Source organism: Enterococcus sp. LJL51 (genome assembly GCF_049894025.1).
Classification (GTDB): domain Bacteria; phylum Bacillota; class Bacilli; order Lactobacillales; family Enterococcaceae; genus Enterococcus_L.
In genome coordinates this window covers 12,069-37,438 of record NZ_JBNEQE010000012.1, presented here as the reverse complement: position 1 = coordinate 37,438, position 25,370 = coordinate 12,069, and the positions used below count along the sequence as shown (strand labels likewise).

Genomic DNA, 25,370 nt, shown 5'->3' with positions numbered 1-25,370 from the left:
AAATGTCTATTCAATCAATATAATAAAGGGTATACGTTTTAAAGAAAGGGGCATTCTATGACTAAAAATTTGAAGTTATATCTATGGCTCTGTTATGTCAATTTATTTATCAGTACCTTCACTTTCGGAGGAGGCTATGTTGTTGTTCCCATGATAAAAAAATACTTTGTAAAAGAAAAACAGTTATTTACAGAAGAAGAGCTGATGGAAATGGCAGCCATTGCTCAATCCTCTCCCGGAGCTATCGCTGTAAATTTAAGTATTTTGGCTGGAAAACGAACAGCCGGTTTTTTCGGTGTGCTTATTAGTGCCGTAGCTGCATTGATTCCACCTATCGTCATCTTAAGCTTTATTTCCGGATGGTACATCGAATTTTCTGCTAATCTATACGTTGCAGCAGTTTTAAAGGGCATGCAGGCTTGTGTTACTGCCTTGATCATTGATTTAGTTATTGATATGTATCAGATGATTCGAAAGGAACGTTCGACACTTTTGACTTTACTAGTTCCAGGGGCTTTTATCGCCTCATTCTTTTTCAACAGCAACGTTATTTTGATACTGATTGTCAGCTGTATCCTCTGTGTAATAAACCTCTTCATCCGCAGCAATAGAACTAAAAAGGAGGATTTCTGATGCTTGCTCAATTATTTTGGATTTTCTTTAACATCGGTCTTTTCAGTATTGGCGGCGGTTATGCTATTATCCCGCTTATTCAGGAACAAGTGGTTTTTCAACAAGGCTGGATTAGTGAGCGTGTATTTACTGATATTATTACTATTTCACAAATGACGCCGGGGCCACTGGCAGTTAATACCTCAACCTTTGTCGGCATTCAGATTGCCGGCATTCCCGGAGCCATCATTGCCACTGTTAGTACAGTCATTTCAGGAATCGTAATCTCTCTTGTCCTTTATGAATTTTTCAAAAAATACGGCAGCTCCTCCTATGTCCTCAGCATATTGAACGGCTTGAAGGCATCCTCGCTAGGTCTCATTATCGCTGCAGCCGCCACAATTGCTTTACTGACTTTTTTCGGCACCTCTACTTATCAGGAGATTGATTGGCTAAAGGATATTGATTTCGCGGCAGTCATTTTGTTTTGCGGCTCCCTATTCTGCATCCGAAAATACAAGCTCAACCCCATTACTCTGATGGTGATTTCAGGCTTGTTAGGGCTGGTTATTTACTAAGTTCACATGTAAAATAACTTGCTGTTAACATTGCTTAAAAGAAGAAATTGTTGACGTCATCCCTTTTAGGCCGTTGTCTACAGTCTGCAGTTTTCATAATATGAAAATTTTTTTGTACTAAAAAGAGAGCGGGACAATAGTCAGAAGAAAATCTGATTATTGTCCCACTCCCTTTCCATCTCTCTTCTATTCTTCCTTCAACAAGCCCTTAAACAAACCTAAGGCAAAATCATTAGCATCAAATGGTTCTAGGTCGTTGATGCCTTCTCCTAAACCGACCAGTTTTACTGGTAGATGAAGTTCGTTACGGATTGCCAGAACAATCCCACCCTTGGCGGTACCGTCCAGCTTGGTCAGCACCAGTCCAGTAACATCTGTTGTTTCTTTGAACTGTTTGGCTTGTGCCATTGCGTTCTGTCCAGTTGTTGCATCGACTACTAATAAAACTTCATGAGGGGCATTAGGGATTTCCCGCTGAATGACCCGCTTGATTTTTTCCAGCTCGTTCATCAGATTAACTTTGTTCTGCAAGCGACCCGCTGTATCAACCAGTAGGATATCGGCGTTTTCTGCTTTTGCTCGGGCGACTGCATCAAAGACAACTGCCGCTGGATCGCCGCCGGCATTGCCGCGAACGACTTCTACTCCGGCCCGTTCGCCCCAAACAACAAGTTGATCAATGGCGCCGGCCCGAAAAGTATCGGCAGCTGCCAACAGAACTTTTTTACCGTCTTCCTTAAATTCATGGGCCAGCTTACCAATACTGGTTGTCTTACCAACACCATTCACTCCTACAAAAAGAATAACAGTTAGCCCGCCTGCCTGAATATTCAGGGCATTGTTCTCATCGACACCCTCAGCTTCATACAGGTTTACCATTTTTTCAATGATTGTATTTTGTACTTCTGCCGTTTTCTTCGCATTGCGCAGTTTTACTTCCTGACGCAGCTCTTCAGTAATTTTAATCGCTGTCTCAAAACCGACATCAGCACCGATTAGTGTCTCTTCCAATTCTTCAAAGAAATCTTCATCCACACTACGGAAATTTGCCATCAGCTCATTGAAGCGCTGAGAAAAAGTTTTTCTGGTTTTTTCCAGTCCTTTTTCATATTTCTTCTGAACCTGAATTTCTTCTTTTTCCTCTACTTCAGCTACTGGTTCAGTAAAAGGCGCAGGCTCTTCTGATATCGGCTGTGCAACAGATTCATCGGGTTCAGATAACTGATGATCAGCTGTATTTTCAGTATGTCCATCCGCCGTCGGGACAGTTTCCACTGATTCTGGTTGTTCTGGTTCGGCCTGAACTTCTTCTTTTAGCTCTTCTTGCTCCTGCTCGGCCTTTTTATCCGCTTTAAAAGCGTTTTTTATCTTATCAAAAAATCCCATCACTCTGCTCCCTTCAGTGCATCCAGCACATATTTCTGCACGGCATAGGCTACACCGGCCTGATCGTTTGTTTTGGTTACTACATCTGCTGCAGCTTTAACCATTGGTACAGCATTTTCCATTGCCACGCCAATTCCGGCATATTCAATCATTGGCAAATCGTTTTCTTCATCACCAATTGCCATAACTTCTTCTTGGGAAATAGTCAAATCTCTAGCTAGCAGTGAAATTCCATACGCCTTTGTAATGCCTTTTGGCATAAATTCCAATAAATTACTACGGGTTTTAATCACTTCATACCGCTCGTAAAATGCCGCTGGAATTTCTTTAATCCGTTCATCCAGATAATCTGCATCAATTGCCACAACTGCCTTATTATAAATCCGATCTGTAGTCATTTGTTCCAGCTTCGTCGGTTCAAAAGTCAATAAATTGTTCAACTGTCCGTAAATAGACGTGTACTCAGATGACGTAGGCAGTTGAAGAACTGTTCCGTCAGACAGAACGTCTAATGGGACATTTAATGCTACTGCCAATTCATGAAGCTCATGAATATTCTCCAAAGGCATCAATGCCTTTTCAATGATTTCACCCGTATCATTCTTTTGAACTAATCCTCCGTTAAAGGTAATACTATAATCTCCCGGCTCTGTTAAAGCCAGCTCTTCCAAATAAATTTCAATACCAGCCAAAGGACGGCCTGTGCAAAGGACAACCTTTATCCCTTGTGCTTTTGCCTGCTGCAGGATTTTTTTATCTTCTGCGCTAATTTGCTTTTGGCTATTCAGCAGTGTTCCATCCAAATCAATGGCAATCAGTTTGATCATTTCATTTCCTCCTGCTTTCTATGCACTGGTGGAGATTGCTCCGCCTTCTTTTACATCCTCCAAACGAACCGAAACTATCTTAGAGACACCTGACTCCTGCATTGTTACACCATACAGTACATCCGCAGCCTCCATTGTTCCTTTTCGGTGGGTAACCACTATAAACTGTGTTTCGTCTTCAAAATCACTAAGGTAATGACCAAAGCGGGAAACATTGGCATCATCCAATGCTGCCTCAACCTCATCCAGAATACAGAAGGGAACTGGTCGAACACGAATAATTGAGAACAGCAGCGCAATGGCTGTCAACGCCCGCTCACCGCCGGAAAGTAAACTCAGGCTTTGCAGTTTTTTACCTGGCGGCTGCGCTTCAATTTCAATCCCTGTATTTAACAAATCATCTGGATTGGTCAAAACCAGCTCGGCTCGTCCACCACCAAACATATTCGGAAAGACAACCTTAAACTGAGCACGAATTGCTTCAAAAACTTCACTGAAACGAAGCTTCACTTCCTGATCCATCTCCTCCATTGTTTCAAAGAGCTGATCCTTCGCATCCAGTAAATCGTCCCGCTGTGTTGCCAGGAACTCATGACGTTCGTTTACTTGCTCATACTGCTCAATCGCATTCAAATTGACTGGTCCTAGTCGATCAATTGCCTGCTTCAACCGTCGAACCTCAGTTTTAGCCATTTCAGCAGCCATTGTCAGCTGGTAGTCCATTACAGCCTTTTCATAGGTCATATTATATTCTTCCTGTAGATACTGCAGAGCATTATCCAGCTTAATCTCAGAACGATTCTTAGTAACTTCTATCTGTGTTTGATTCGTTAAGGTCTGCTGCTGCAGCTTGTGTTCTTCTGTTAAACTATTGTCCAAAGCGTCTACCTGATCCTGCAGTCCCTGACGTTTTATTTTCCCGTCCTGAATACTTGTTTCCAGATCAGCTCTTTTCGCTGCCAGCTGTTCCAACTGCACTTCTAAACTGCCTTCGGTTACCTGATGGTCAGTAGAATGATTACTCAGCTGCTGCAGCTGCTGTTTCAAGCCGCTTTCCCGCAAAAGCATTTCATCCAGCTGTGCCTGCTTGTCCGATGTTTGTTCCTGCAAATGCGTCAGCTGTTCACCGACAACTGCCTGTTCTGCCTGAATCCGATTTAGACGTTCCTGAGCATTAGCCTTATAGGTTTCCATCTGACTGGCTTCCTGATCAATCTGCTTCATTTCCTGATCAAGGCGTTCTTTTTCACCTGTCAGCTCCTGCTGCCGCTGTTCAAGCTCTTGATGTTTTTCCTGATATTCCTCTAAGAACTGGTGCAACTCCCGGCTTTCAAACTCAAACAGTCGTTTTTCCTTAGTCAGGCGGTTGACTGTTTCTTCTTTATTCGCCCGTTTGTTTTCCAGCTCCTGCTGGTTCAATCGGCTTTTTTCTCCAGCTGAACGCAGCAGTTCCAATCGCTCTGTCGTTCCTTTGACTTTTTCTGTCAACTGCTGAACCAATGCTTCACTATCAGCAAGCTGCTGTTCTAAGCGCTTCTGCTGCTCAGTTAACGCCTGAAGCTCTTGAGTTTGAGAAAACAGACTTCCCTGATTTCCCTTTTTGGTTGCTCCTCCAGTCATTGAACCGCCGGGGTTCATAACATCTCCGTCAAGTGAAACTACACGATACTGATAATGAACCAGCTTAGCTAAGCGATTGGCACTTTCCAAATTTGCGGCAAGAATAGTAACACCTAGCAAATTTTGAATAACTGGACTAATCTTCTCTGGATATTGAACACGTTCACTGGCAATTCCTAGAAATCCTTCTATACTATCTATTTTTTCGCGGACTGCTGCAGACATTTGTCTCGGTTTAATTGTTGTCAGCGGCAAAAAAGTGGCACGTCCGCTATGCTGCTGCTTCAAAAAGGTAATCGCAGCCCGGCCATCGGTTTCATTTTCAACAATAACGTTTTGGGCAGCCCCCCCCAGAGCAGTTTCCACTGCTAGTGCGTACTCTTTAGGTACTTCAATCAGCTCAGCTACAGCCCCGACAATCCCATTCAGCTGATTCTTTTGCTTCAGAACTGCTCGAACGCCTTGATAAAAGCCAGCATAATTCTCCTGAATTTCCTGTAGACTCTTTCGGCGAGCCTTCACCTGCTGCACCTGATTCATCATCTGATACATTTGCTTCTGTCTGGTTCCCAGCTCCTGCTGTTCCTGCTCCTGCTGCTTTCTCGCAGCTGTATATTCTGAACGCTGCTGCTCCAGCTGTGCTTCTGATTCTGCCAACTGTTCAATAAGTACTTCCTGCTCATTAGAAGCTGCGGTAAGCTGTGCTTCCAGTGATTCATGTTTTTCCACAGCTTGCTGATTTTTAGCTGTTTCCTGCTGATACTGGCGCTCCAAATACTTCAAGTCATTCGTTGTGTTTGCCTGGGACTGCATGACCTCTACATATTCGCTACGCAATTCTTCCAGCAATTCTTTTGAAGATTTGCTGTACTTCTCGACTTCCTGCTCCGCTTTTTCTATTTCGATAGTCAGCTCCTGCTGCTCCTGCTGTTTTATATTTCTTTTTTCTTTCAACTTTTGGAGCTCTTCACGAAACTGCTGAATCTTTTCTGCCGTTTCTTCCAAGGACTCCTGGTACTCACTAGTGGTCTTCAATGTATGCTTAGACCGTTCAATCAGTACCTGTTTCTGACCTTCTGTCTGCTTCAAAGCTTCGGTAATTTTTAAAAGCTGCTGCTGTTGTTGTTCCAGCTGTTCGTCCAGACGGTTTCTCTGACTTCTCAATTGAAGCAGTTTCCCTTCTGAATGATGAATCCGCTGACTGATTTCAGCTAATCCGGCTTCTACATCTGCCAGCTCTTTGGCTTTGCCTTCCCAGACAGCCTTGGTTTCTTCAATTTCAGAGACAGTTAAGCTGACATCAATTTCCGTCAGTGTTTTTTTCAGCGCTAAAAACTCCTTAGCTGCTTCGCTTTGCGCAGCAAGAGGAGTCAGCTGATCTTCCAATTCATAAATAATATCCTGAACACGATTTAGATTATCTTCTGTTTCAAATAATTTTTGTTCAGCCTTTTTTTTCCGCTGCTTGTACTTCAACACGCCAGCAGCCTCTTCAAAAATACCGCGGCGGTCTTCTGGCTTACTGTTGAAAATCGCTTCGACCTTCCCTTGAGAAATAATCGAGAAAGATTCCTTTCCTAAACCGGAGTCCATAAATAAGTCCTGAATGTCTTTTAAGCGGCATGCCTGCTTATTGATAAAGAAATCACTTTCCCCCGTCCGGCGATAACGTCGCGTTACGCTTATTTCAGAAAAATCCAAGGGTAAATAATGGTCTCTATTATCAAGAACCACTGTTACTTCTGCAATGTTTAACGGCTTTCTGCCTTCCGAACCGGCAAAAATAATATCCGGCATCTTACCGCCCCGCAGACTCTTGGCTGACTGCTCACCCAAAACCCACCGGACAGCTTCCGTGATGTTGCTCTTGCCGCTGCCGTTCGGTCCGACAACTGCTGTCACGCCGTTTTCAAATTCTATTACTGTCCGATCGGCAAAGGATTTGAATCCCGCGATCTCGATTCGTTTTAAAAACAAGAGTACATGCTCCTTCCAAGTAGTAAAAGCTAAAAAAGTCGGGTAGTCCACGAGCAATGTAGGAAACTAGACGATGATGCCCTTCAGCATCAGATAGAGTTTCTCTTATTGCCGCAGTGGGCTGACTTTTGAAGCTGGATAATGTAAAAGCTGAGCAAGCTGTCAAACTTTGAACAAATCAATAAATTTTAAGTAAGCCGCTGGCAGTCAGCTCATTTAAAATTCATTGATTCATATTTTACAGCTGCTTCTGTTATTCAGAGTATTCCTTCAATGCTCTTTCGGCCGCATCCTGCTCCGCTAGTTTTTTCGATTTCCCTTGACCTGTTCCAATCAGTTGATCATTTAGGAAAACCTCGATATGGAAGACACGTTCATGAGCCGGGCCCTCCTCCTTCACTAGACGATAGTCAATCGTCACATCTCCCTGACGCTGCAAAACCTCCTGCAGCCGGGTTTTATGATCCATCTCATGTGAAAAAGCACCTGCATCGATTTTCGGGAAGATAACTTTGGCTGCAAATTCCCTAACTGCTTCCAAATCCTGATCCAGATATAACGCACCTAAAAATGCTTCGAATACATCACAAAGCAATGCCGGGCGCTCTCTGCCGCTTGAATTTTCTTCACCTTTACCTAAAAGAACATAGGTATCAAAGTGACATTCCTTTGCGAATTTGGATAAGCTATCTTCACGGACAATTGCTGCCCGCATTTTTGTTAGTTTCCCTTCAGAAAGCTCTGGAAAGCTATTGTACAAATATTGTGAGACCAATAACTCAAGGACTGCGTCCCCTAGGAATTCCAGACGTTCGTTGTCGGAAAGCTTCATATATCGATGCTCATTCACATAGGATGAATGGGTAAAAGCCTGCTCTAATAAATTGACATCATGGAAAACAATGCCGTAACGCTCTTTCAATTCAACTGTTAACTGATTGTTCATTCTCCACATTCCTTTAAAATTATTTGCAACCTTCTCTATTATACTTTTTTTGATGGAATATTGAAAGGTTGTCACTTAAACTGTCCGCAATACTTATGAAAAAACAGCTGCTGAATCGTTCTAACTAAAAAAGCAAAGAGCAGGACTGTAACCACAAAGGATTACGTCCTGCTCTTTATTCACGAATACATAACTGGGTAAGCCAAGTATCCCATACTAACCATTTGACAAGAAGCACTCAGCAAAGCTCAGTATTTGCGAAATTCTTAACCTATTTCCAGCCTGCTCTATTTTATCAATTATAGATGATTGACAATATAATCTACAGCGGCACCCACGGTTTCAATTTGCTCTGCATCTTCATCAGAAATTTCTGTTCCGAATTCATCTTCCAACTCTAAAACAAATTCCATCACACTGATTGAATCTGCATTCAGGTCATCTTTAATATTCAGTTGATCTGTCACATTCTCTGCATCAACATCAAAGTGATTTGAGATAATCGTCGCTACTTTTTTTAATACTTCTTCACGAGTCAACTGCTTTCACCTCCACTGCTTTAACAAACATTAATCTTTAAAAGTCTTAAGCACTATGGTACATTTTACTCAGAAATTTATCATTTGTCTACATTTTTTTCAATTTTATTACAGTTGAGTTGCAATTCAACTGCAAAAATCAGCATTAGAACGCTGTTTTTACCTACTTGCCTTCGTAATATTCCACTAGCTGAGCAACAACATCCGTAATCAGCATTGTCCGAATTTGGCGAATCGTATAACGAACCGCTTCCGGCCCTGTAGCACCATGCGTTTTAACAACTGGAGCTTTCAGTCCAAAAAGAACCGCACCCCCATGCTTGGAATAATCCATCTCTTCTTTCATACCCTTTAAGGCATTTTTCAGCATCAAGGCACCCATCTTACCCTTAACACCTTCTGCTAAAATTGAAGTTTTTAACAACGACATCATGTTCAGCGCTGTGCCTTCTATTGACTTCAGTACTGCATTCCCGGTAAACCCGTCTGTCACAACAACATCCGCAGGTCCATTCAGTAAATCTCTAGCTTCTACATTACCAATAAAATTAATCGTTTTATTTTCAGACAGCAGCTCAAATGATTTCTTAGTTAGCTCACTCCCCTTATTTTCTTCTGTTCCATTATTCAACAGACCAACTTTAGGACTTTGAATTCCACGAACTCGACTTGCATAAAATGAGCCCAGCACTGCATACTGCACAAGATGCTCCGGCTTATTATCGGCATTCGCACCTAAATCCAGCATATCAAAACCGCCATTTGGCTGACCTAATACAGGTAGCGTAGACATCAAGCCCGGACGCTCCACATTTTTAATCCGTCCGACAATAAACAAGCCTGCCGCCAGCAAGGCACCTGTATTTCCTGCTGAGAATACTGCATCTGCTTGACCTTCTTTTACTGCCTGAGCCGCTAGAACCATAGAAGCCGTTTTTTTACGGCGAATTGCTTTGACTGGTTCGTCATCACTCGCTATTTTTTCATCTGTATGAATAATCGTAATATTTTTTTCATCTGTTACATATTCTCTGATTGCTTCTTCTTTACCATAAAGTAAAAACTCAATATCTGGAAAATCTTTCTTTGCCAGCATCACACCTTCAACGATTGCTTGAGGTGCATTATCTCCACCCATCGCATCAACGGCGATTCTCATAAATGATTCCTCCTATTTCTTTGCTCAATCTAATTAAGTATAGCATATTTTCTGCTAATCAAAATACTGATGCTCTCCTTCAGCGGGCTGAACCTCCTCAGCCAAATCCCTATAGTCGGGAAGCAGCCACCATTGCTTTTTCTTCCAGATTAAGCTGGCTTCCTGACGGGCTGCTTCCAGAATATTAAAGTCTGTCACGATATCGCCAATTGCAAACTCGGGCAAGCCTGATTGGCGGGCACCAAAGACTTCTCCAGGCCCTCTAAGCTCCAAATCTTTCTCACTAAGAACAAATCCATTGTTTGTTTCCGTCATAATCTTCATTCGCTCAATTCCCATCTCATTTTTAGGATTGGCAACCAAAATACAATAAGAGGCTTCTGAGCCACGACCAACACGACCTCTAAGCTGATGAAGCTGAGCCAATCCAAAACGGTCCGCATCCATAATCAGCATAATTGTTGCGTTTGGAACATTGACTCCCACTTCAATTACGGTTGTGGACACGAGCAGTTGCAGCTTATTCTCTTTAAACTGCTGCATAATCTCATCTTTTTCCTGATTTTTCATTTTTCCGTGAAGCAGTCCTACTTGATAGTCAGGGCTAAAAAATTCCGACATATGTTCAAAAATTTCTGTTGCATTTTTAACGTCTAATGCCTCAGATTCCTCAATTAGCGGACAAATTACATATGCCTGATGTCCACGGGCCAGCTCTTTTGTCGTCCATTCCAACACTGTATCCAGCTGAGGCGGACGTATCCAGCGGGTCTCTATGGGAATCCGGCCAGCCGGCATCTCATCAATAATCGAAACATCCATTTCTCCGTAAGCAGTAATTGCTAACGTTCTTGGGATTGGCGTAGCTGTCATAAACAGAACATCCGGCTTTTGTCCTTTTTCCCTTAAAATTTTCCGCTGATTCACACCAAAGCGGTGCTGTTCATCTGTAATAACAAGTCCAAGACGTCGAAAAACCACATCATCCTGAATCAAGGCATGAGTACCAATAATCACATCAATTTCTCCAGAAGCCAGCTGCTCTAAAATCTCCCGACGTTCCTTCGCCCGGGTCGAACCTGTCAGAAGTGCTGTACGAACCTCTAATGGGTCAAAGAGCTGCTGAAGGCTTTCCATATGCTGCTGAGCTAAAATTTCTGTTGGAACCATCAGGGCACCTTGGAAACCAGCCGTCATCACAGCATACAGCGCAATAGCTGCAACAACGGTTTTCCCGCTCCCAACATCCCCTTGCAGCAGCCGCTGCATATGTTGAGGACTCATCAAATCCCGACAGATTTCATTGGTTACTTTCTTCTGCGCCTGCGTCAACTCAAAAGGCAGCCTTTTAGTAAAAGCCTTTAACCGCTGCACGTCATATTGAATAGCTAAACCGTTTTTTTCTGCCTTCTCCTGCTTCTTCAGCCCCTGCATCTTCAGCTGAAAAAGCAAAAATTCTTCAAAGACCATCCGCCGCTTGGCTAAATGACTTTCTTCCGGATTTTTCGGAAAATGCATAGCAAACATTGCTTCCTGACGATCCATCAAACGATATTTCTGCATCAGCTCCAGCGGCAGAGTCTCTTCCACTAGATGACCATATGTATCAAATCCAGTGCGTATCAGCTGAATCAGACTGCTTTGGCGAACACGTTTATTCACATGATAAATAGGCGCAAAATCTTCGCCTTCATTTTTAGAAGCAAGAATCTTCATGCCATTTAGCGCTTTTCTTTTGGCATCCCACTTCCCGTAAACAGCAATTTCCTCTGACAAAATGATTTTGTCTTTTAAATAGGGCTGATTAAAGAAGGACACATTAATCACCGCATGATCCTGCATGATTCGAAAATTCAGCCGGCTTTTTTTATAGCCGTAGCGACTGAGAACAGGCTCTGAAACAACTAACCCTTTTAATGTAACTTTTTCCTGATCTTGTATTTCTTCTATTTCCTTCTCCTGAATATCTTCATATCGGAAGGGATAGTAGGTAAGCAAATCCAGCACCGTATAAATGCCCAGCTCACTAAATGCCTCAGCTCTTTTCGGCCCTACGCCTGAAAGAGTATGAAGAGGATCTGTTAGCTTCATCATCACGCCTCCTTTCTCATTATGTTTGTCTCTCTATGTATCACTCATTTACTCTTCTTAAATATCAGTAAAAACGACAGCTACTGTCATTAACCCCAACTGTCCGTACACTACTTGAATCAACTAGAAAATCTGCAGGAGTTTGTTCAGCTCTTGAGCAATTGGCAGGATCCAGTTCCATAATACTCCTTACCATGCATGCTACCAGCTCGGCTCATTGCCGAAAAGTGCTTGCTCATGAAGCTGGATATTCGCTAAATACTCCCTTATTTCTCCTTGATATTACCGATTTTATAACTATAAGTAGTTTATACTCCCTTTACCAATAAAATAAAGAATAGGACAGAAGCAGCCGCTAAGACAAGAAGTCTTGTAGAATTCTTCTTGTCTCCTGAAGCGAATCACTTCTGTCCCAATCGCAGGCTCTTTATAATTGTACGAGTAAAACGGTTATTTTAAACAATTTTTACTCACAGATGTACTCAATCATTCAGCTGAAAACAGGTACGGATAAACCGGCTGATTTCCTTCGTGAATTTCTGTTTCTAAATCTTCATACTCAGTGGTCAAGTCGGCAGCAAGTTTTTCAGCTTCTGCGGCAGTTCCGCCTTCACCGATGATGATTGTTACAATTTCTGTATCCTCATCCACCATACGCTTCAATGTATCTAAAGAGGCAGTATACATATCCGGCTCAGAAATCACTATCTTGCCGTCAACCATTCCCAGATAATCATCTTTTTTGATTTCAACATGATCTATTGTTGTATCACGAACTGCTGTCGTTACTTGTCCGCTGACAACACTATCCAGCATCGCAGTCATGCTTGCTTTGTTTTCCTCAAGTGTTTGCTGTTCATTAAAGGCCAGCATCGCAGTCATGCCTTGAGAGATTGTTTTAGATGGTACAACAACGACTGGAATATCTGCCACCTCAGCTGCCTGGTCTGCAGCCATGAAGATGTTTTTATTGTTTGGCAGAATGACTACCTTGTCGGCATTGACTTCTTTCACCGCTTTAAGGATATCTTCTGTACTTGGATTCATTGTCTGTCCGCCGCTGATAATGTAGCTGGCACCTAAACTTCTGAATAACTCTTGTACACCTGATCCAGCAGCAATTGCAATCACTGCGTATGGAACACGGGCTTTTTTCACAGGAGCAGCAGTTCCCTGCTGGTCATGCTCAAGAATTGTTTCATGTTGCAGGCGCATGTTGTCAACCTTTACTTTTACCAGAGAACCAAATTTTTGTCCGTAATTCATTACTTCACCAGGGTGTTCCGTGTGAACATGAACCTTGATGATTTCATCATCGTTGACTACTAACAGCGAGTCTCCCAGACCATCCAGATAATTTCTAAATGTATCGTAGTCAAAGTTGCTGTCTACAGTTGGTCCTTCACCAATCTGAACCATGATTTCGGTACAATAACCAAACGTAATATCCTCTGTTGACAGCTGTCCTTGCACACTGCGGTGATGCTCTGCATTCACCATCTCATCCATTTCACCTGGTGTCGGTTCATAAACTGCTGCTGGGTCATAATTACCGGAAAGAGCGTCTAAAAAACCTTCATAAATAAACAGTAGACCTTGGCCGCCGCTGTCGACTACACCGACCTCTTTTAGTACAGGAAGTAAATCCGGCGTCTTATCAAGGGCACGCTTGGCTCCCTTAACTACAGCCTCCATTACTTCAATACAGTCATCTGATTCCTTTGCTTTGCGTTCACCAGAACGCGCTGCTTCACGGGAAACCGTCAGAATAGTTCCTTCGACTGGCTTCATTACCGCTTTATAGGCTGTTTCCACTCCATGTGTAAGAGCTGCTGCCAAGTCCTTGGCATTCAAGGTTACAACATCTGGAATATGCTTTGAAAAGCCTCTGAATAATTGCGACAGAATAACACCGGAATTTCCCCGGGCTCCCATCAGCAAACCTTTAGATAACGCAGTTGCTAATTCCCCAACTTTCTCAGAGGGAGAATCGGACACTGCCTTTGCACCGCTGGTCATCGATAAATTCATATTTGTTCCTGTATCGCCGTCCGGCACAGGGAAAACATTCAACGAGTTGACATACTCTGCATTTACGTGCAGACGAGAAGCACCTGCCTGAACCATTTCTTGGAACTGACTTGCGCTGATTTCTGTTACATTCACCTAAAATATCCTCCTTTAGATCACTGCAGGTCTATTGAGCTGCTGCTCATTTCCGGCAGCAGGCTGTCCTAGTCTGGCAGCACACGAACCCCTTGCACAAACACATTGACAGAATTTGCAGTAACTCCCAGTAATGTTTCAAGATTATACATTACTTTTTCCTGCACATTGCGGGAAACCTCAGAAATTTTCGTACCGTAGCTTACGATTGTATAAACATCGACAGCCACGCCATTTTCTTCCTGACGGACCACAACGCCCTTCGAATAGTTTTCTCTACGTAAAATCTCATTCAGATTATCTTTAATTTGATTTTTACTAGCCATGCCGACGATTCCGTAAATATCTGTAGCGGCACCACCAACCACAGTGGCAATCACCTCATTGGTAATCTCAATGGTACCTGCTGATGTTTTGATTTTTACAGCCATTGATGAAAAGCCTCCTTATAAGAGCATACTTGCCCTATTTTCTTCCTTAACATTCTAACATAGCTGAAGGTTAATGAAAAGAAAGGAAATCCAAGAATCGAGGGAAAGCGCTCGGCTTTATACAAAAATAAACATTCGTCATTAGAATAAATAAGTCAATATGTCACTATTATTTTAGACGGCCTATGGCACATTCACCTATCAGGAAACACATTAAAACAGGATACCATCTAATAGAGTCAAGTACGCCCGCCGCTAACCCCTGTGATTTCAACCTTGTTTCTCAAAATAGGATGCTTTTACCTCAGTGTACATCAGTTGTTCTCATGGAAATTTTCAGGAAAGACCTGTAAAAACAAAAATTTTCTTGCAAAATTAATCTGAATATGATAAATTAGTCTGGTATGAGCAGAAGACTATCGCTCCAAGATCAAAGCAAAGGAGGAAATTAACAATGGCAAAAGTATGTTACTTTACTGGTCGTAAAACAAGCAGCGGAAATAACCGTTCTCATGCTTTGAACGCAACAAAACGTACTATTAAACCAAATCTACAAAAAGTTCGTGTATTAGTAGATGGTAAACCTAAAAAAGTTTGGGTGTCAACTCGTGCTTTGAAATCTGGTAAAATCGAGCGTGTTTAATAGATTATAATTCAAAACCTGTTTCCGATACGGAAACAGGTTTTTTTGTTTGGGCTGGGTTGACTTCTACGGGAACTTTTAACTACCAGCTGCAACTGAAATAGAACTGAAATTGTTAAAATCACTTTCTCTAAGGAGCCTCGCTGAGCACAAAGAATAGTATCTCCTAACAGCATAAGCAACTGGAACAGAACCCAGTAGAATTTCGTTACGAGGCGTATACAGCCCGATTTTAATCATACTCGATTTCTTTGCTGGATGACTTCTCGGAAAGAAACAATCCTGCTGTTGTCAAAAACGTACCCAGTGCCACTGCCGGTGTAAAGCTTTCTTTTAGAAACAGAACAGAAGTTATCACTGTAATGGCTGGAACAGCATAGATATACATACTTGCCTGCACTGCACCCAACACACTGACGCTGTAGTTCCATGTGACAAAGCATATTGCAGAAGCACCAATCCCCAGAAATAGGATATTGAGTACCGCATCGCTAGACCATTCAGAAATCCGAGGAAAAGATTCTTTTGAAAAAAGAAGAATCGGCAGCATAAAAAGAAGTCCGTAAAAAAGAGTCCGGCGTGTCGCCAACAATAAGTTATGTCCAAATTCACTGATTTTTCTGGATAAGAGCGAATATGCTGCCCAGATAAATGCTGCTAAAATTCCTAAAAAATCGCCAACAGGGTGTATTTTCAACTCGGAAAAGCTACCAAAGCTAATAATAGCAATACCTGATAAAGCCACTACTAAGCCCACATAAAAATAACCATTCACTTGCTTTTCCGCAGTCAGCCATTTTGCAAGTAATACTGTGAAAAAAGGGGCCAACGAAACAACTACGCCTACGTTAGAAGCATTTGTATAAGTCAACGCAATGTTTTCCACAAAATAATACGATGTAATCCCCAGCAGTCCGGCCAAAGCAAAAATCCCTTCCTCTTTTTTCCCTTGAGGCTTCAATACTTTGGGGCAAATCAGCCATAGAAAAAGATACCCTAATAAAAATCTGGAGAATAATAACTGAAACGGAGTAAATTCCGCGAGTAAAAGCTTGGAGGAGATAAACGTTGTCCCCCATACGCCTACTGTAAAAATCGCTCCAATGTGTCCTCTTACTTTTCCATTTATCCCTTTATGCATTTAATCCCTCCTGATGAAAAATATCCATATACTGTTTTGGTGTCACACCAATCAAATGCTTAAAATATCTTGAAAAATGACTCTGATCTGAAAAACCGCTGTCTGTTGCTGCCTGGGCAGGCGGAATTCCTTGTTCCAACAGTTTTTGTGCTTTACTAATACGAACTGTCCGCAAGTACTGATGAGGGGTAACCCCTTTATCCTTTACAAATTGGCGTATCAATGTAAACTGATTAACTCCGAACTGTTCACTAAGCTCCTCCATCACGATTGCTTCAGCATAGTACTTGTTAATATAGCTGCACACCTGCTCAACCACGTCTGAATATTCATATGCTTGTGTCCCCTCATAGTCAGAGTATTCAATAAGTATTCTTTTTAAACATTGATCAAGAGCCTCTGTTTTCCTATGACTATCAGCTGATGTCACCATGAGAGAATGCAGCTCTTTTAACGCTGTTAGATTTGTATAGGCTGGGATGACATTTTGAGAAAACAAGAGCCGTTTTCTCAACCCAATAATTCGTTCCGTCAGCTCCAGCATAACCAGCGGACTAATGTGAATACTTCGATAATCCAATGTCTCTTCACCTAGCTGTTCGCAAAAATGATTATCGTAAGGATTAATCAACAGCAAATCGCCAGCTTCAACTATATATTCCTGTTGCTTACACGACAAAAAGCGCCGCCCCTTTTCAATAAATCCAATAACGTAAAATTCATGAAAATGATTAGGGAATTTCTGTTTAACGCCTTGAAACTGATAAGCTTCTATAGATAAATCTGAATCAAATACGACAAGTCGTTTTTCCATACTACCCCTCCCCTTTGCCCTATTATACTTAAAATGACTTTAGTGTATTGTACAAAATTGACATTTTTCTAAAAAAATTACCGATCTCCGAAAGCTAGATTTGGGTCTAGCTTTCAGAAATCGGTTTAAATGAAAAAATTTGACTATTTTTATTAATGCTAGTCTTTGCTCTGGATCACTGCAATCACACCCGCTGTAAAGGTAAAGCTTGCAGTATCTCCAATAAACTCATTACTGGCGTACGAGGTAGGCACAGGTACTTGCTGCTCATGAAGTAAATACCTGCTGTCTTTTAATGTAAGATCACTAACAGCTGTTAAACAACAATAAGCTAGATAAGACATCTCAGGTTCACGATAAACAGTATACTCTCCTGGTAAGTAATAGCTGATTGTATTCTGCTGATTCTTCAAGTGAATCTGTCGAATAAACGGCTGAAAACGAGGCTCCAGCGGCAGCCATAAATTGGCTAAAAAGTGATCCAGCCGCCCGCCGGCAGCTCCAATTATTGTAATCTCAGCATTTGGCATCTGTTCCAGCACCTTTGCCAGCGCTAATTGGGTGTCAGTGTCATCTTTTTCCACTTGGGCCGGATAGAATTCTTTCGCTTCCTTTTTCACAAGCTGCTTCTCCTGATTGGACAAAGAATCAAAATCTCCTACAGCTAGATCCAATGGCCAATTATTCTCCAATATAAACAAGCTGCCCCGGTCTACTCCTGTAAAAAAGTCATAATCTGTTTTCTCAAGCGGAGGCCAGTCAGCAGATGAGCCTCCGGCGACAATCAAAACCTTCATTTATTCAACACATCTCTTAACGCATCGATACGTTCCTTTGGATTTTCCGCATTATAGATATAGGAACCGGCGACAAAAACATCGGCACCAGCTTCCTTACACTTCGCAGCTGTTTCAGGTACGATACCGCCATCTACTTCAATCTCATACGTATAGCCTTTCGTTTCCTTCCATTCCTTCAGTTGAGCAATTTTATCCAACTGACTCTCGATAAAGCTTTGACCTCCAAAGCCCGGATTCACCGTCATAATCAATACTAAATCAGCCATATCCAAAACATGCTCAATAGTGCTCAAAGGAGTCCCTGGATTAATGACTACACCAGCCTTTACACCAGCTGCTTTAATCATCTGCATCGCCCGATGAATATGAGGCGTAGCCTCCTGATGAACGGTAATAATATCTGCTCCTGCCTCAGCAAATGCATCAATGAATTTTTCCGGCTGCTGAATCATTAAATGAACATCCAGCGGCAGCTTTGTTACTGGACGAATCGCTGAGACTACATTAGGACCCAGCGTAATATTCGGAACAAATTGACCGTCCATGACATCTACGTGAATGTAGTCTGCCCCCAGTTTTTCTACTAACTGGATGTCTCTTTCTAAATTCGCAAAATCTGCACTTAAAATCGATGGTGCTATTTTCATTCTTGCTCTCCTCCTAAATTGCAGCGTTCCTTTCTCCCACACGAAGGGTAAACGCAGCAGCTAATTTCCTTTACTTTTTTTCTTATACACAGGTCTACGATCCTCTATTTCAGATAAAAATTGTAGATAGTTGTCATATCTGACTTGAGCAATAGTTCCTTCTGCTACTTCTTTTTTGACTTCACAGCCCGGCTCTTTTCGATGCATGCACTCTCTAAATTTACAGCCTGTTGAGGCTTTAACAAATTCGGGAAACTGTTTTGGCAGTTCAACTGCATCCATCTCCAAAAATTCAATCGAACTAAAGCCTGGTGTATCCGCCACCAAGCCATCGTACAAGGGAATTAATTCCACGTGACGCGTTGTATGTTTCCCACGGCCCAGTGCTTCGGAGATTTCTCCAGTCGTCAGCTGAAGTTCAGGTGATATCTTATTCAAGAGTGTCGATTTTCCTGCACCAGACTGTCCCATAAATACAGTCAGCCGATCAGGGAAATATTGTTCCAGTTCACGAATTGAGCGCTGATCTTCATCAGAGCGGTCGCCAATAATTATTGGATACGACGATTGATAAACCTGCCGGATATTATCCAGCTGCTTAAGTCCTGCTTCCTCTAGTAAATCAATTTTTGTCAAATAAATAACTGGCTGAATTCTTTTGTGTTCCAAGGCAACTAAAAAACGATCAAGTAAATTATACGAAAAATTCGGTTCGATCATACTCATAACTACAACACCAATATCAACATTCGCTACAGATGGACGGACCAGTTCGTTTTCTCTGGGAAGAATTTCCAGCAAGTAGCCATCTGTCAGGTTATCGCTTTCAAAAATCACATCATCCCCTACCAAAGGTGTAATTTTTCGGTTTCTAAAATTCCCTCTGGCTCTGGTTTGATATGTTTCACCTTCTGCATATACATAATAAAAACCACTTAGTGCTTTTCTGATTTGACCGTTCAATCTATCACTCCTAACCACTCCGAATATACAAGAAAAAAAAAGAAAAAGCAAGAACAGCACTGAAACAGCTCCACGGTTCTTCACTCAAAAAAACATAAAAGAGCTTGAAGTATATCACTCCAAACTCTTTTATTAAACGAAACATCCAATAAACAAATTACTGATCTGTCTCTTCTTTATTTTGATCATTCTGAGGCGTAGGGTCAGCTGGACCACTTGAATAGATAATTGTCACTGTGGATCCCTTCTTGATGCTTGAACCAGCAGCCGGGTCTGTTCGTATCACCGTATCCTTGGTCTGTGTTGAATTTTCCACTTGCTCAACGACCACAAAACCTTCTTTTTCCAACTCAGATTTTGCAGCCTGTCTAGTCATTGTTCCTACATTAGGAACCTTAACTAATTCTGCGCCCTTACTTACAATCAGCTTGATACGACCGGTCTTAGGGTCGAACGTAGAGCCAGCAGCAGGTTCTTGGGAAATAACAGAACCGCTCTCTACAGAATCACTGGCTTGTTCTTCCTTAGTAATCCGGTCGGCACTAATTCCCTCTGCTGCCAAAGCATTTACTGCATTATCATAGCTGTAGCCAGCATAATTGCCCAGGGTAATCTTATCTGAGCCAGTACTAACAGTCAGGGTAATCTTATCATTTGATGGATCAAACGATGTTCCTGCTCCTGGATTTTGAGAAATAACCAGCCCTGGACCTACTGTGTCACTGGCTTCTTCGGCATAATTGATATTACCTTCCTTGATACCTAAAGTCAGCAAAGCTGCTACCGCATTATCATAGCTATAGCCCACATAGTTATCCAACGTAACATTTTCAGGTCCCATGCTGACCACTAGTGTCGCCTGATCGGTCTTTGGATCGACCTCTGTATTCGCTTCAGGTGTTTGACGGATGATCTTATCCGCACTAACTTCAGAGCTGTTTTCCTTTTCAATCTTGATATTGCTTTCAGGGAAGCCTAATTTCTTCATTGCTTCAATGGCATCCTTATAGTTATCGCCCGTATAGTCTGCCATATTGATTTTCTTATTTCCAGTGCTGATGTACAGCGTCACTTCCCGGCCTTTTTTAACCGATGATTTTGCTTCAGGGTCTGTTTTAACAACGTTTCCCTCGGCGATTGTATCATCAGGCAGTTGCTTCACATCGTCAACTACAGTCAACTCAGCATCTTCCAACAATTTGCGGGCCTCCGCTTCTGTTTTGTCCCGAACATCAGGAACCTTCACTTCGCCTTTACTGCTGCCTGCATAAAATAAGCCTACCCCTATCGCTACAAGTGCCAGCAGCAGGAGACCAACGATTATGATAATCTGTTTTTTCTTCTTTTTTGGTTTCCCAACAGTTACTTCTTCTGGTGTTTCTGCTTCTATAGCGGCTTCTTTAGGTTCTTCCATCGCTGCGAAGGCCTCTGGCATCTCCTCTGGCAACGGCGTCAGTACCTTGGTCTCTCCCATAAGTGCTGTTGGCTCCCACCTTGGTTCATTTAGACGATTAGCGGCTAATACCGTATATAAATCTTCAGACATTTCCTCCGCTGTCTTATACCGGTCAGCAGGATCTTTAGCTGTCGCATGTAAAACAACGTTTTCCAGTGATTGGGGAACATTTGCATCAAATGCCCGAACAGAAGGGATTTCCTCTTGAAAATGCTTCAATGCAATCGTCACCGCAGACTCTCCATCAAACGGAACGTTTCCTGTCAGCATCTCATAAAGTATTACACCCACGGCATAAATATCTGACTGATTGGTTGCCATGCTTCCTCTAGCCTGCTCTGGAGACAGATAGTGTACAGACCCCAGCATTGTATTAGTCTGAGTAATCGATGTTTCAGAAAGAGCAATTGCAATCCCGAAATCCGTAATCTTTACTACGCCATCTTCGTCTATCAGAATATTTTGAGGCTTTAAGTCACGGTGAATAATCCGATGTTCATGAGCCAGTGCAACTGCAGATAAAATCTGCTCCATAATATCTACAACTGTACCATACATCATTGGGTAACGGGTTTGAATATAACGCTTCAAATCCATGCCTTTAACGTACTCCATTACCAGATATTGTAAGCCGTCTTCCTCACCCACATCATAGACACTAACGATATTCGGATGGACCAACTCAGTAGCGGCAAGAGCTTCACGCTGGAAGCGCCGAATAGCTGCCTGATCGTTTTGGAAGTCAAAACGCAGTACCTTTACTGCTACATCCCGATCGAGAATCAAATCATGAGCTAAGAATACATTGGCCATACCGCCGCTGCCAATATTTCCAATAATCTGATAACGGCCATTTAGTTTTCTGCCGATTTCTATCATTGGTTCCCCTCCTTATCCTTATCAAAGTGTATGACTAATACCGTAATATTATCCATACCTCCAGCCTCATTAGCTAGAGAAATCAGCAAGTTCACTTTTTCCTCTAAAGAGTGTTCGGAAAGCAGTGTTTCCAAAATCAGCGCTTCAGGAACCATGTTGGTTAATCCATCAGAACACAACAATATATAATCATCATCTACTCTTAAATGACTAGCTACATCAACTTCTACAGTATTCGGCATACCCAGCGAACGGGTCAAAACGTTTTTTCGAGGGTGATTTGCTGCCATCTCCTCTGTAATTTCACCGGATTTCACCAGTGCGTTGACGAGCGAATGGTCTTCTGTCAGCTGGACCAGTTGTCCGTTGCGGACTAAATAAGCTCGGCTATCGCCAATATTTGCCAGCACAAAGGACTGCTCCAGTAAAACTGCACCAACGATGGTTGTTCCCATCCCGGCATACTCTGGTACGGATTGTCCTTTTTCATAAATCGCTTCGTTTTCTTCCTGAATCAGCTGAATCAGCCACTGTGCTGCTTTATCGGCACTGCTGATATCAGCTGCTGTCCAGCGCTCGCCAAGATGATTGACAGCCATTTCACTTGCCACATCTCCGGCAAGATGGCCGCCCATCCCATCAGCTAAGATAGCCAGCGGGATACCCGCCTGATTCTCGAATACGCCAGCGTAATCCTGGTTGGTATTACGTTTACGCCCAACATCTGTTTGAAAATTGATTTCCACTTGTTTCACCTCATTTAAGAAACTTTCTGCATACAGCAAATAAAGAATCCATCTGTTAAAAACTGATGGGGATAAATCGTCAGCATTTGATCTGTGACTGCCTGTTGAATCAGCTCATTACCTGCTATATCGATTTTTTTAAATTCAGGATGTTTTGCTAGAAATGCTGCAACGACCTCCTGATTTTCTTCTTTCGCAATCGTGCATGTGCTATAGACCATTATACCCCATTGCTTTAATGTATGTGCAGTACTTTCAAGAATTTCTAACTGAATCTTAGGCAATTGCTCAAAGTCCTGCTCTGTTTTATGGTATTTGATATCCGGCTTTCTTCTCATCAAACCTAAACCTGAACAAGGTGCATCTACTAGAATGCGGTCGAAGGTTTCCGCCGGAAAATTATCTTTCACTGAACGTGCGTCCATCTTTTCTGGAATGACCACGTCTTCAACACGCAGCCGAACTGCATTTTCCTCTATCAGCTTCACCTTATGCTGGTGAATGTCTAATGCTGTAACCCGGCCTCCTGCTGAAGCTTCTAAAAACGCAGCTATATGGGTTGTTTTTCCACCTGGTGCTGCACAAGCATCTAGAACCTGGTGATTTTTTTCTATCTGCAGAGCTGGAGCAACCAGCATAGAGCTTTCATCCTGAACAGTAATTTGTCCTTCTTTAAACAATGTACTTCCAGCTAGAAAGCCTTTTTCAGCGATAATTCCATACGGGGAAACCACACTTGGGACTGCTTGAATTTCTTCTTGTTCAAGATGCTCAATGGCCTCTGCACAAGTTAGATGACGTACATCTACCCGTGCACTGGCATGGCTGCGTTCAAAAAGGGACAGCCCTAATTTTCGAGTCTCCTCCAAGCCAATCTGATTAACAAGTTTTTGGGTCAGCCAAAGAGGCATACTGATTTCTACAGACAGACGCTCTAATGGATCAGCAATTTTTTCTATTGAAGGAACTCCTTGTCGCTGAATACTTCTCAATACACCATTAACAAACTTGCCCGCCCCTACATTTCCTCTTTGTTTAGCAATTTCTACTGCTTCATTGATAATAGCGTGATCTGGAATTTTATCCAGATACTGTGACTGATACAAGGATAAAATCAGCAGATTCTTCACCCAGCTGTCCACTTTCTGTGGCTTCTTGATAAAAGGCGTCAGAAAGTATTCCAACAGCAGCTTGCGGCTGACTGTTCCATAAACAAGCTCTGTAAAAAGCCGAATATCATTTTCCTGTAAATTGGATTTTTCAATCATTTCACTCAAAAGCAGATTTGAATACGCTCCGCCCTTATCAATTCGTTCAATAGTCTGCAGTGCAGCGAACCGTACAGACTTTTTGACCTTTGCCGACATTCGTTTTCCCATACTAGTCCACCTTTTCTGATTCCTTAACCCCTTGGCCGGAACCGTTCAAAAACTCCTGAATAGATAATTTTCCTTTACCTGAAGGCTGCAAACGATTCACTGAAAGAACGGTTCCAGCTCCACAGGCGATCCATAATTCTTTTTTGCTTCGTTTAATAATTGTGCCGGGTTCAGCGGTGGTTGTTTCCAGCAACGGCGTTGTTTCCCAGATTTTCCAATTCGTTCCCTGATAAACAGCAAAGGCTGTCGGCCAAGGACGCAGCCCGCGAACCTGACAATCAATCTCAGCGGCGGTTTTCTGCCAGTCAATCCGTTCCTGTTCCCGCGTGATATTCGGCGAGAAGGTCACCTGTGATTCATCCTGAGGAACTGGCTTGGTTTCCCCAGACAGAATCCCCGGCAGAGTTACCAGCAACAGCTCTTTTCCAACTAAGCTGAGTTTATCAAACATCGTTCCCACATCATCTAGTTGTGAAATCGGTATGCTCTTTTGCGCATAGATGCCGCCTGCATCCATTTTTTTAATCATTTCCATAATGGTTACGCCTGTTTCCTTTTCTCCATTCATAATGGAATAATGAACAGGTGCTCCGCCACGGTATTTCGGCAGTAAAGAAGCGTGAACATTCACTGCACCAAACGCTGGAACCTGCAGCAGACGTTCCGGTAAAAACTGGCCAAAGGCTGCTGTAACAATTACATCTGGAGCCAATGCGATGATTGTTTCCATTTCCTCTGATCCGGAGATTTTCTCCGGCTGCAGAACCTGCAGACCATGCTTCACCGCTGCCTCCTTAACAGGAGGAGGCGTCATGATGCGTTTTCTCCCAACTGGTCGATCCGGCTGTGTAACCACAGCCTGTATATCATACCCCGCTTCAATCAGTCCTTCTAATATTGGAACTGAAAAAGCCGGTGTTCCCATAAAAATAATTTTAGTCATCTAACTGTTCCTCCATATAAGCTTCTAAATCTTCCGGAGCAATCTCTTCGATAATTTTATCAATGAACAGTTCTCCGTTCAAATGATCGATTTCATGCTGAAACGCCCGTGCTAAATAGCCATAGGCAGTTACCTCTATTTCTTCCCCTTCCCGGTCAAAATAGCGGACAGTTATTTCCTCAGCACGCTGTACTGTCCCATACCGGTTGGGTACACTAAGACAGCCTTCCACGTCAACATCCTTACCGACACGCTCAATAATTTCCGGATTGATTAGTTCAAACAAACCGCTTTCTTCATCAATTTCAACTACCGCCAGCTGTAAATTTTTACCAATCTGGGGCGCAGCAATTCCGATTCCGTCATGAGCAGTCATTGTTTCATACATATCGTCCAGTAATTGAACGATTTCATCCGTAATTAGCGTTACTGGCTTCGTTTTTTTCGTCAGCTTAGCATCCGGATAGATTACTATTGGATAGCGCATGCGTACCTCCTTTTGTTTATTAACTACTGTTCACCATTCTGAGTACTGAACAGCATAATCGTTCCATCAACAGTCATTTTAAATTGGTTTATTTTTGAAAATGGCAAACATTCTTTTTGAAACTTTCTATAGTATCGCTT

At 42.5% G+C, this 25,370-nt stretch carries 22 protein-coding genes; 3 read left to right on the top strand and 19 right to left on the bottom strand.

All coding sequences use genetic code 11. The features are described from left to right. The first annotated feature begins 57 nt into the window (after positions 1–57). Both ACPWSO_RS11755 and ACPWSO_RS11750 read left to right on the top strand, forming a co-directional pair. Entirely contained in the window at positions 58–633 is a 576-nt protein-coding gene (locus tag ACPWSO_RS11755) for a chromate transporter (RefSeq protein ID WP_426083558.1), read from the top strand. Then, positions 633–1,190: a chromate transporter gene (locus ACPWSO_RS11750; RefSeq protein ID WP_426083556.1), complete on the top strand. Its 558-nt coding sequence runs from the start codon at positions 633–635 to the stop codon at positions 1,188–1,190. Before ACPWSO_RS11755 ends, ACPWSO_RS11750 begins: the two co-directional genes overlap by 1 nt. A gap of 186 nt (positions 1,191–1,376) precedes the next feature. On the opposite strand, the gene ftsY is transcribed toward ACPWSO_RS11750, so the two are convergent. From ftsY to ACPWSO_RS11705, 9 genes are all read right to left on the bottom strand, one after another. Continuing rightward, positions 1,377–2,576: a signal recognition particle-docking protein FtsY gene (gene ftsY / locus ACPWSO_RS11745; RefSeq protein WP_426083554.1), complete on the bottom strand. Its 1,200-nt coding sequence runs from the start codon at positions 2,574–2,576 to the stop codon at positions 1,377–1,379. Continuing rightward, positions 2,576–3,403, bottom strand: a complete 828-nt coding sequence (locus ACPWSO_RS11740) for a Cof-type HAD-IIB family hydrolase (protein WP_426083552.1) — start codon at positions 3,401–3,403, stop codon at positions 2,576–2,578. The genes ftsY and ACPWSO_RS11740 overlap by 1 nt, the downstream gene beginning before the upstream one ends. Before the next feature lie 18 nt (positions 3,404–3,421). Beyond that, positions 3,422–7,000 carry a chromosome segregation protein SMC gene (gene smc, locus ACPWSO_RS11735; RefSeq protein ID WP_426083550.1) on the bottom strand — a complete coding sequence of 1,193 codons (3,579 nt, stop codon included), beginning with the start codon at positions 6,998–7,000 and terminating at the stop codon, positions 3,422–3,424. 253 nt (positions 7,001–7,253) lie between these two features. Beyond that, on the bottom strand, positions 7,254–7,946 hold the full coding sequence (gene rnc, locus ACPWSO_RS11730) for a ribonuclease III (RefSeq protein ID WP_426083548.1): 693 nt from the start codon (positions 7,944–7,946) through the stop codon (positions 7,254–7,256). 299 nt (positions 7,947–8,245) lie between these two features. Further along, positions 8,246–8,485, bottom strand: a complete 240-nt coding sequence (acpP, locus tag ACPWSO_RS11725) for an acyl carrier protein (RefSeq protein ID WP_426083546.1) — start codon at positions 8,483–8,485, stop codon at positions 8,246–8,248. A 163-nt stretch (positions 8,486–8,648) separates the two neighbouring features. Further along, positions 8,649–9,644 carry a phosphate acyltransferase PlsX gene (gene plsX / locus ACPWSO_RS11720; RefSeq protein WP_426083544.1) on the bottom strand — a complete coding sequence of 332 codons (996 nt, stop codon included), beginning with the start codon at positions 9,642–9,644 and terminating at the stop codon, positions 8,649–8,651. Positions 9,645–9,698: 54 nt separating this feature from the next. Further along, entirely contained in the window at positions 9,699–11,738 is a 2,040-nt protein-coding gene (recG, locus tag ACPWSO_RS11715) for an ATP-dependent DNA helicase RecG (protein ID WP_426083542.1), read from the bottom strand. Positions 11,739–12,221: 483 nt separating this feature from the next. Further along, positions 12,222–13,901, bottom strand: coding sequence for a DAK2 domain-containing protein (locus ACPWSO_RS11710; RefSeq protein ID WP_426083540.1), 1,680 nt, complete (start codon positions 13,899–13,901; stop codon positions 12,222–12,224). 68 nt (positions 13,902–13,969) lie between these two features. Beyond that, the gene (locus ACPWSO_RS11705; RefSeq protein WP_086348579.1) at positions 13,970–14,332 is read right to left on the bottom strand and encodes an Asp23/Gls24 family envelope stress response protein; all 363 of its coding nucleotides are present in this window, start codon (positions 14,330–14,332) and stop codon (positions 13,970–13,972) included. Positions 14,333–14,786: 454 nt separating this feature from the next. Here ACPWSO_RS11705 and rpmB point away from each other — a divergent pair, with 454 nt between their 5' ends. Then, positions 14,787–14,975, top strand: a complete 189-nt coding sequence (gene rpmB, locus ACPWSO_RS11700) for a 50S ribosomal protein L28 (RefSeq protein ID WP_426083538.1) — start codon at positions 14,787–14,789, stop codon at positions 14,973–14,975. A 232-nt stretch (positions 14,976–15,207) separates the two neighbouring features. Here the strand turns inward: rpmB and ACPWSO_RS11695 are convergent, their stop codons facing one another. The 10 genes from ACPWSO_RS11695 to def all read right to left on the bottom strand — a co-directional run bounded on the left by ACPWSO_RS11695 (position 15,208) and on the right by def (position 25,230). Next, positions 15,208–16,116 carry a DMT family transporter gene (locus ACPWSO_RS11695; protein WP_426083536.1) on the bottom strand — a complete coding sequence of 303 codons (909 nt, stop codon included), beginning with the start codon at positions 16,114–16,116 and terminating at the stop codon, positions 15,208–15,210. Next, positions 16,109–16,930, bottom strand: coding sequence for a helix-turn-helix domain-containing protein (locus tag ACPWSO_RS11690; RefSeq protein ID WP_426083534.1), 822 nt, complete (start codon positions 16,928–16,930; stop codon positions 16,109–16,111). The genes ACPWSO_RS11695 and ACPWSO_RS11690 overlap by 8 nt, the downstream gene beginning before the upstream one ends. Positions 16,931–17,088: 158 nt before the next feature. Further along, on the bottom strand, positions 17,089–17,727 hold the full coding sequence (locus ACPWSO_RS11685; protein WP_426083532.1) for a thiamine diphosphokinase: 639 nt from the start codon (positions 17,725–17,727) through the stop codon (positions 17,089–17,091). Then, a complete protein-coding gene (rpe, locus tag ACPWSO_RS11680) occupies positions 17,724–18,377 on the bottom strand; it encodes a ribulose-phosphate 3-epimerase (protein ID WP_426083530.1) in 654 nt (217 codons plus the stop codon). Before rpe ends, ACPWSO_RS11685 begins: the two co-directional genes overlap by 4 nt. 60 nt (positions 18,378–18,437) lie before the next feature. Then, complete coding sequence (rsgA, locus tag ACPWSO_RS11675; RefSeq protein ID WP_426083528.1) at positions 18,438–19,358, bottom strand: ribosome small subunit-dependent GTPase A; 921 nt, start codon at positions 19,356–19,358, stop codon at positions 18,438–18,440. A 139-nt stretch (positions 19,359–19,497) separates the two neighbouring features. After that, on the bottom strand, positions 19,498–21,675 hold the full coding sequence (gene pknB, locus ACPWSO_RS11670; RefSeq protein ID WP_426083526.1) for a Stk1 family PASTA domain-containing Ser/Thr kinase: 2,178 nt from the start codon (positions 21,673–21,675) through the stop codon (positions 19,498–19,500). Continuing rightward, positions 21,672–22,421, bottom strand: coding sequence for a Stp1/IreP family PP2C-type Ser/Thr phosphatase (locus tag ACPWSO_RS11665; protein ID WP_426083524.1), 750 nt, complete (start codon positions 22,419–22,421; stop codon positions 21,672–21,674). Before ACPWSO_RS11665 ends, pknB begins: the two co-directional genes overlap by 4 nt. 14 nt (positions 22,422–22,435) lie before the next feature. After that, entirely contained in the window at positions 22,436–23,800 is a 1,365-nt protein-coding gene (gene rsmB, locus ACPWSO_RS11660; protein ID WP_426083522.1) for a 16S rRNA (cytosine(967)-C(5))-methyltransferase RsmB, read from the bottom strand. Between the two features lies 1 nt (position 23,801). Continuing rightward, positions 23,802–24,743, bottom strand: a complete 942-nt coding sequence (gene fmt, locus ACPWSO_RS11655) for a methionyl-tRNA formyltransferase (protein ID WP_426083521.1) — start codon at positions 24,741–24,743, stop codon at positions 23,802–23,804. Continuing rightward, positions 24,736–25,230 (bottom strand): peptide deformylase, encoded by a 495-nt coding sequence (gene def, locus ACPWSO_RS11650; protein ID WP_426083519.1) that lies wholly within the window; start codon positions 25,228–25,230, stop codon positions 24,736–24,738. Before def ends, fmt begins: the two co-directional genes overlap by 8 nt. Between the last annotated feature and the right edge of the window lie 140 nt (positions 25,231–25,370).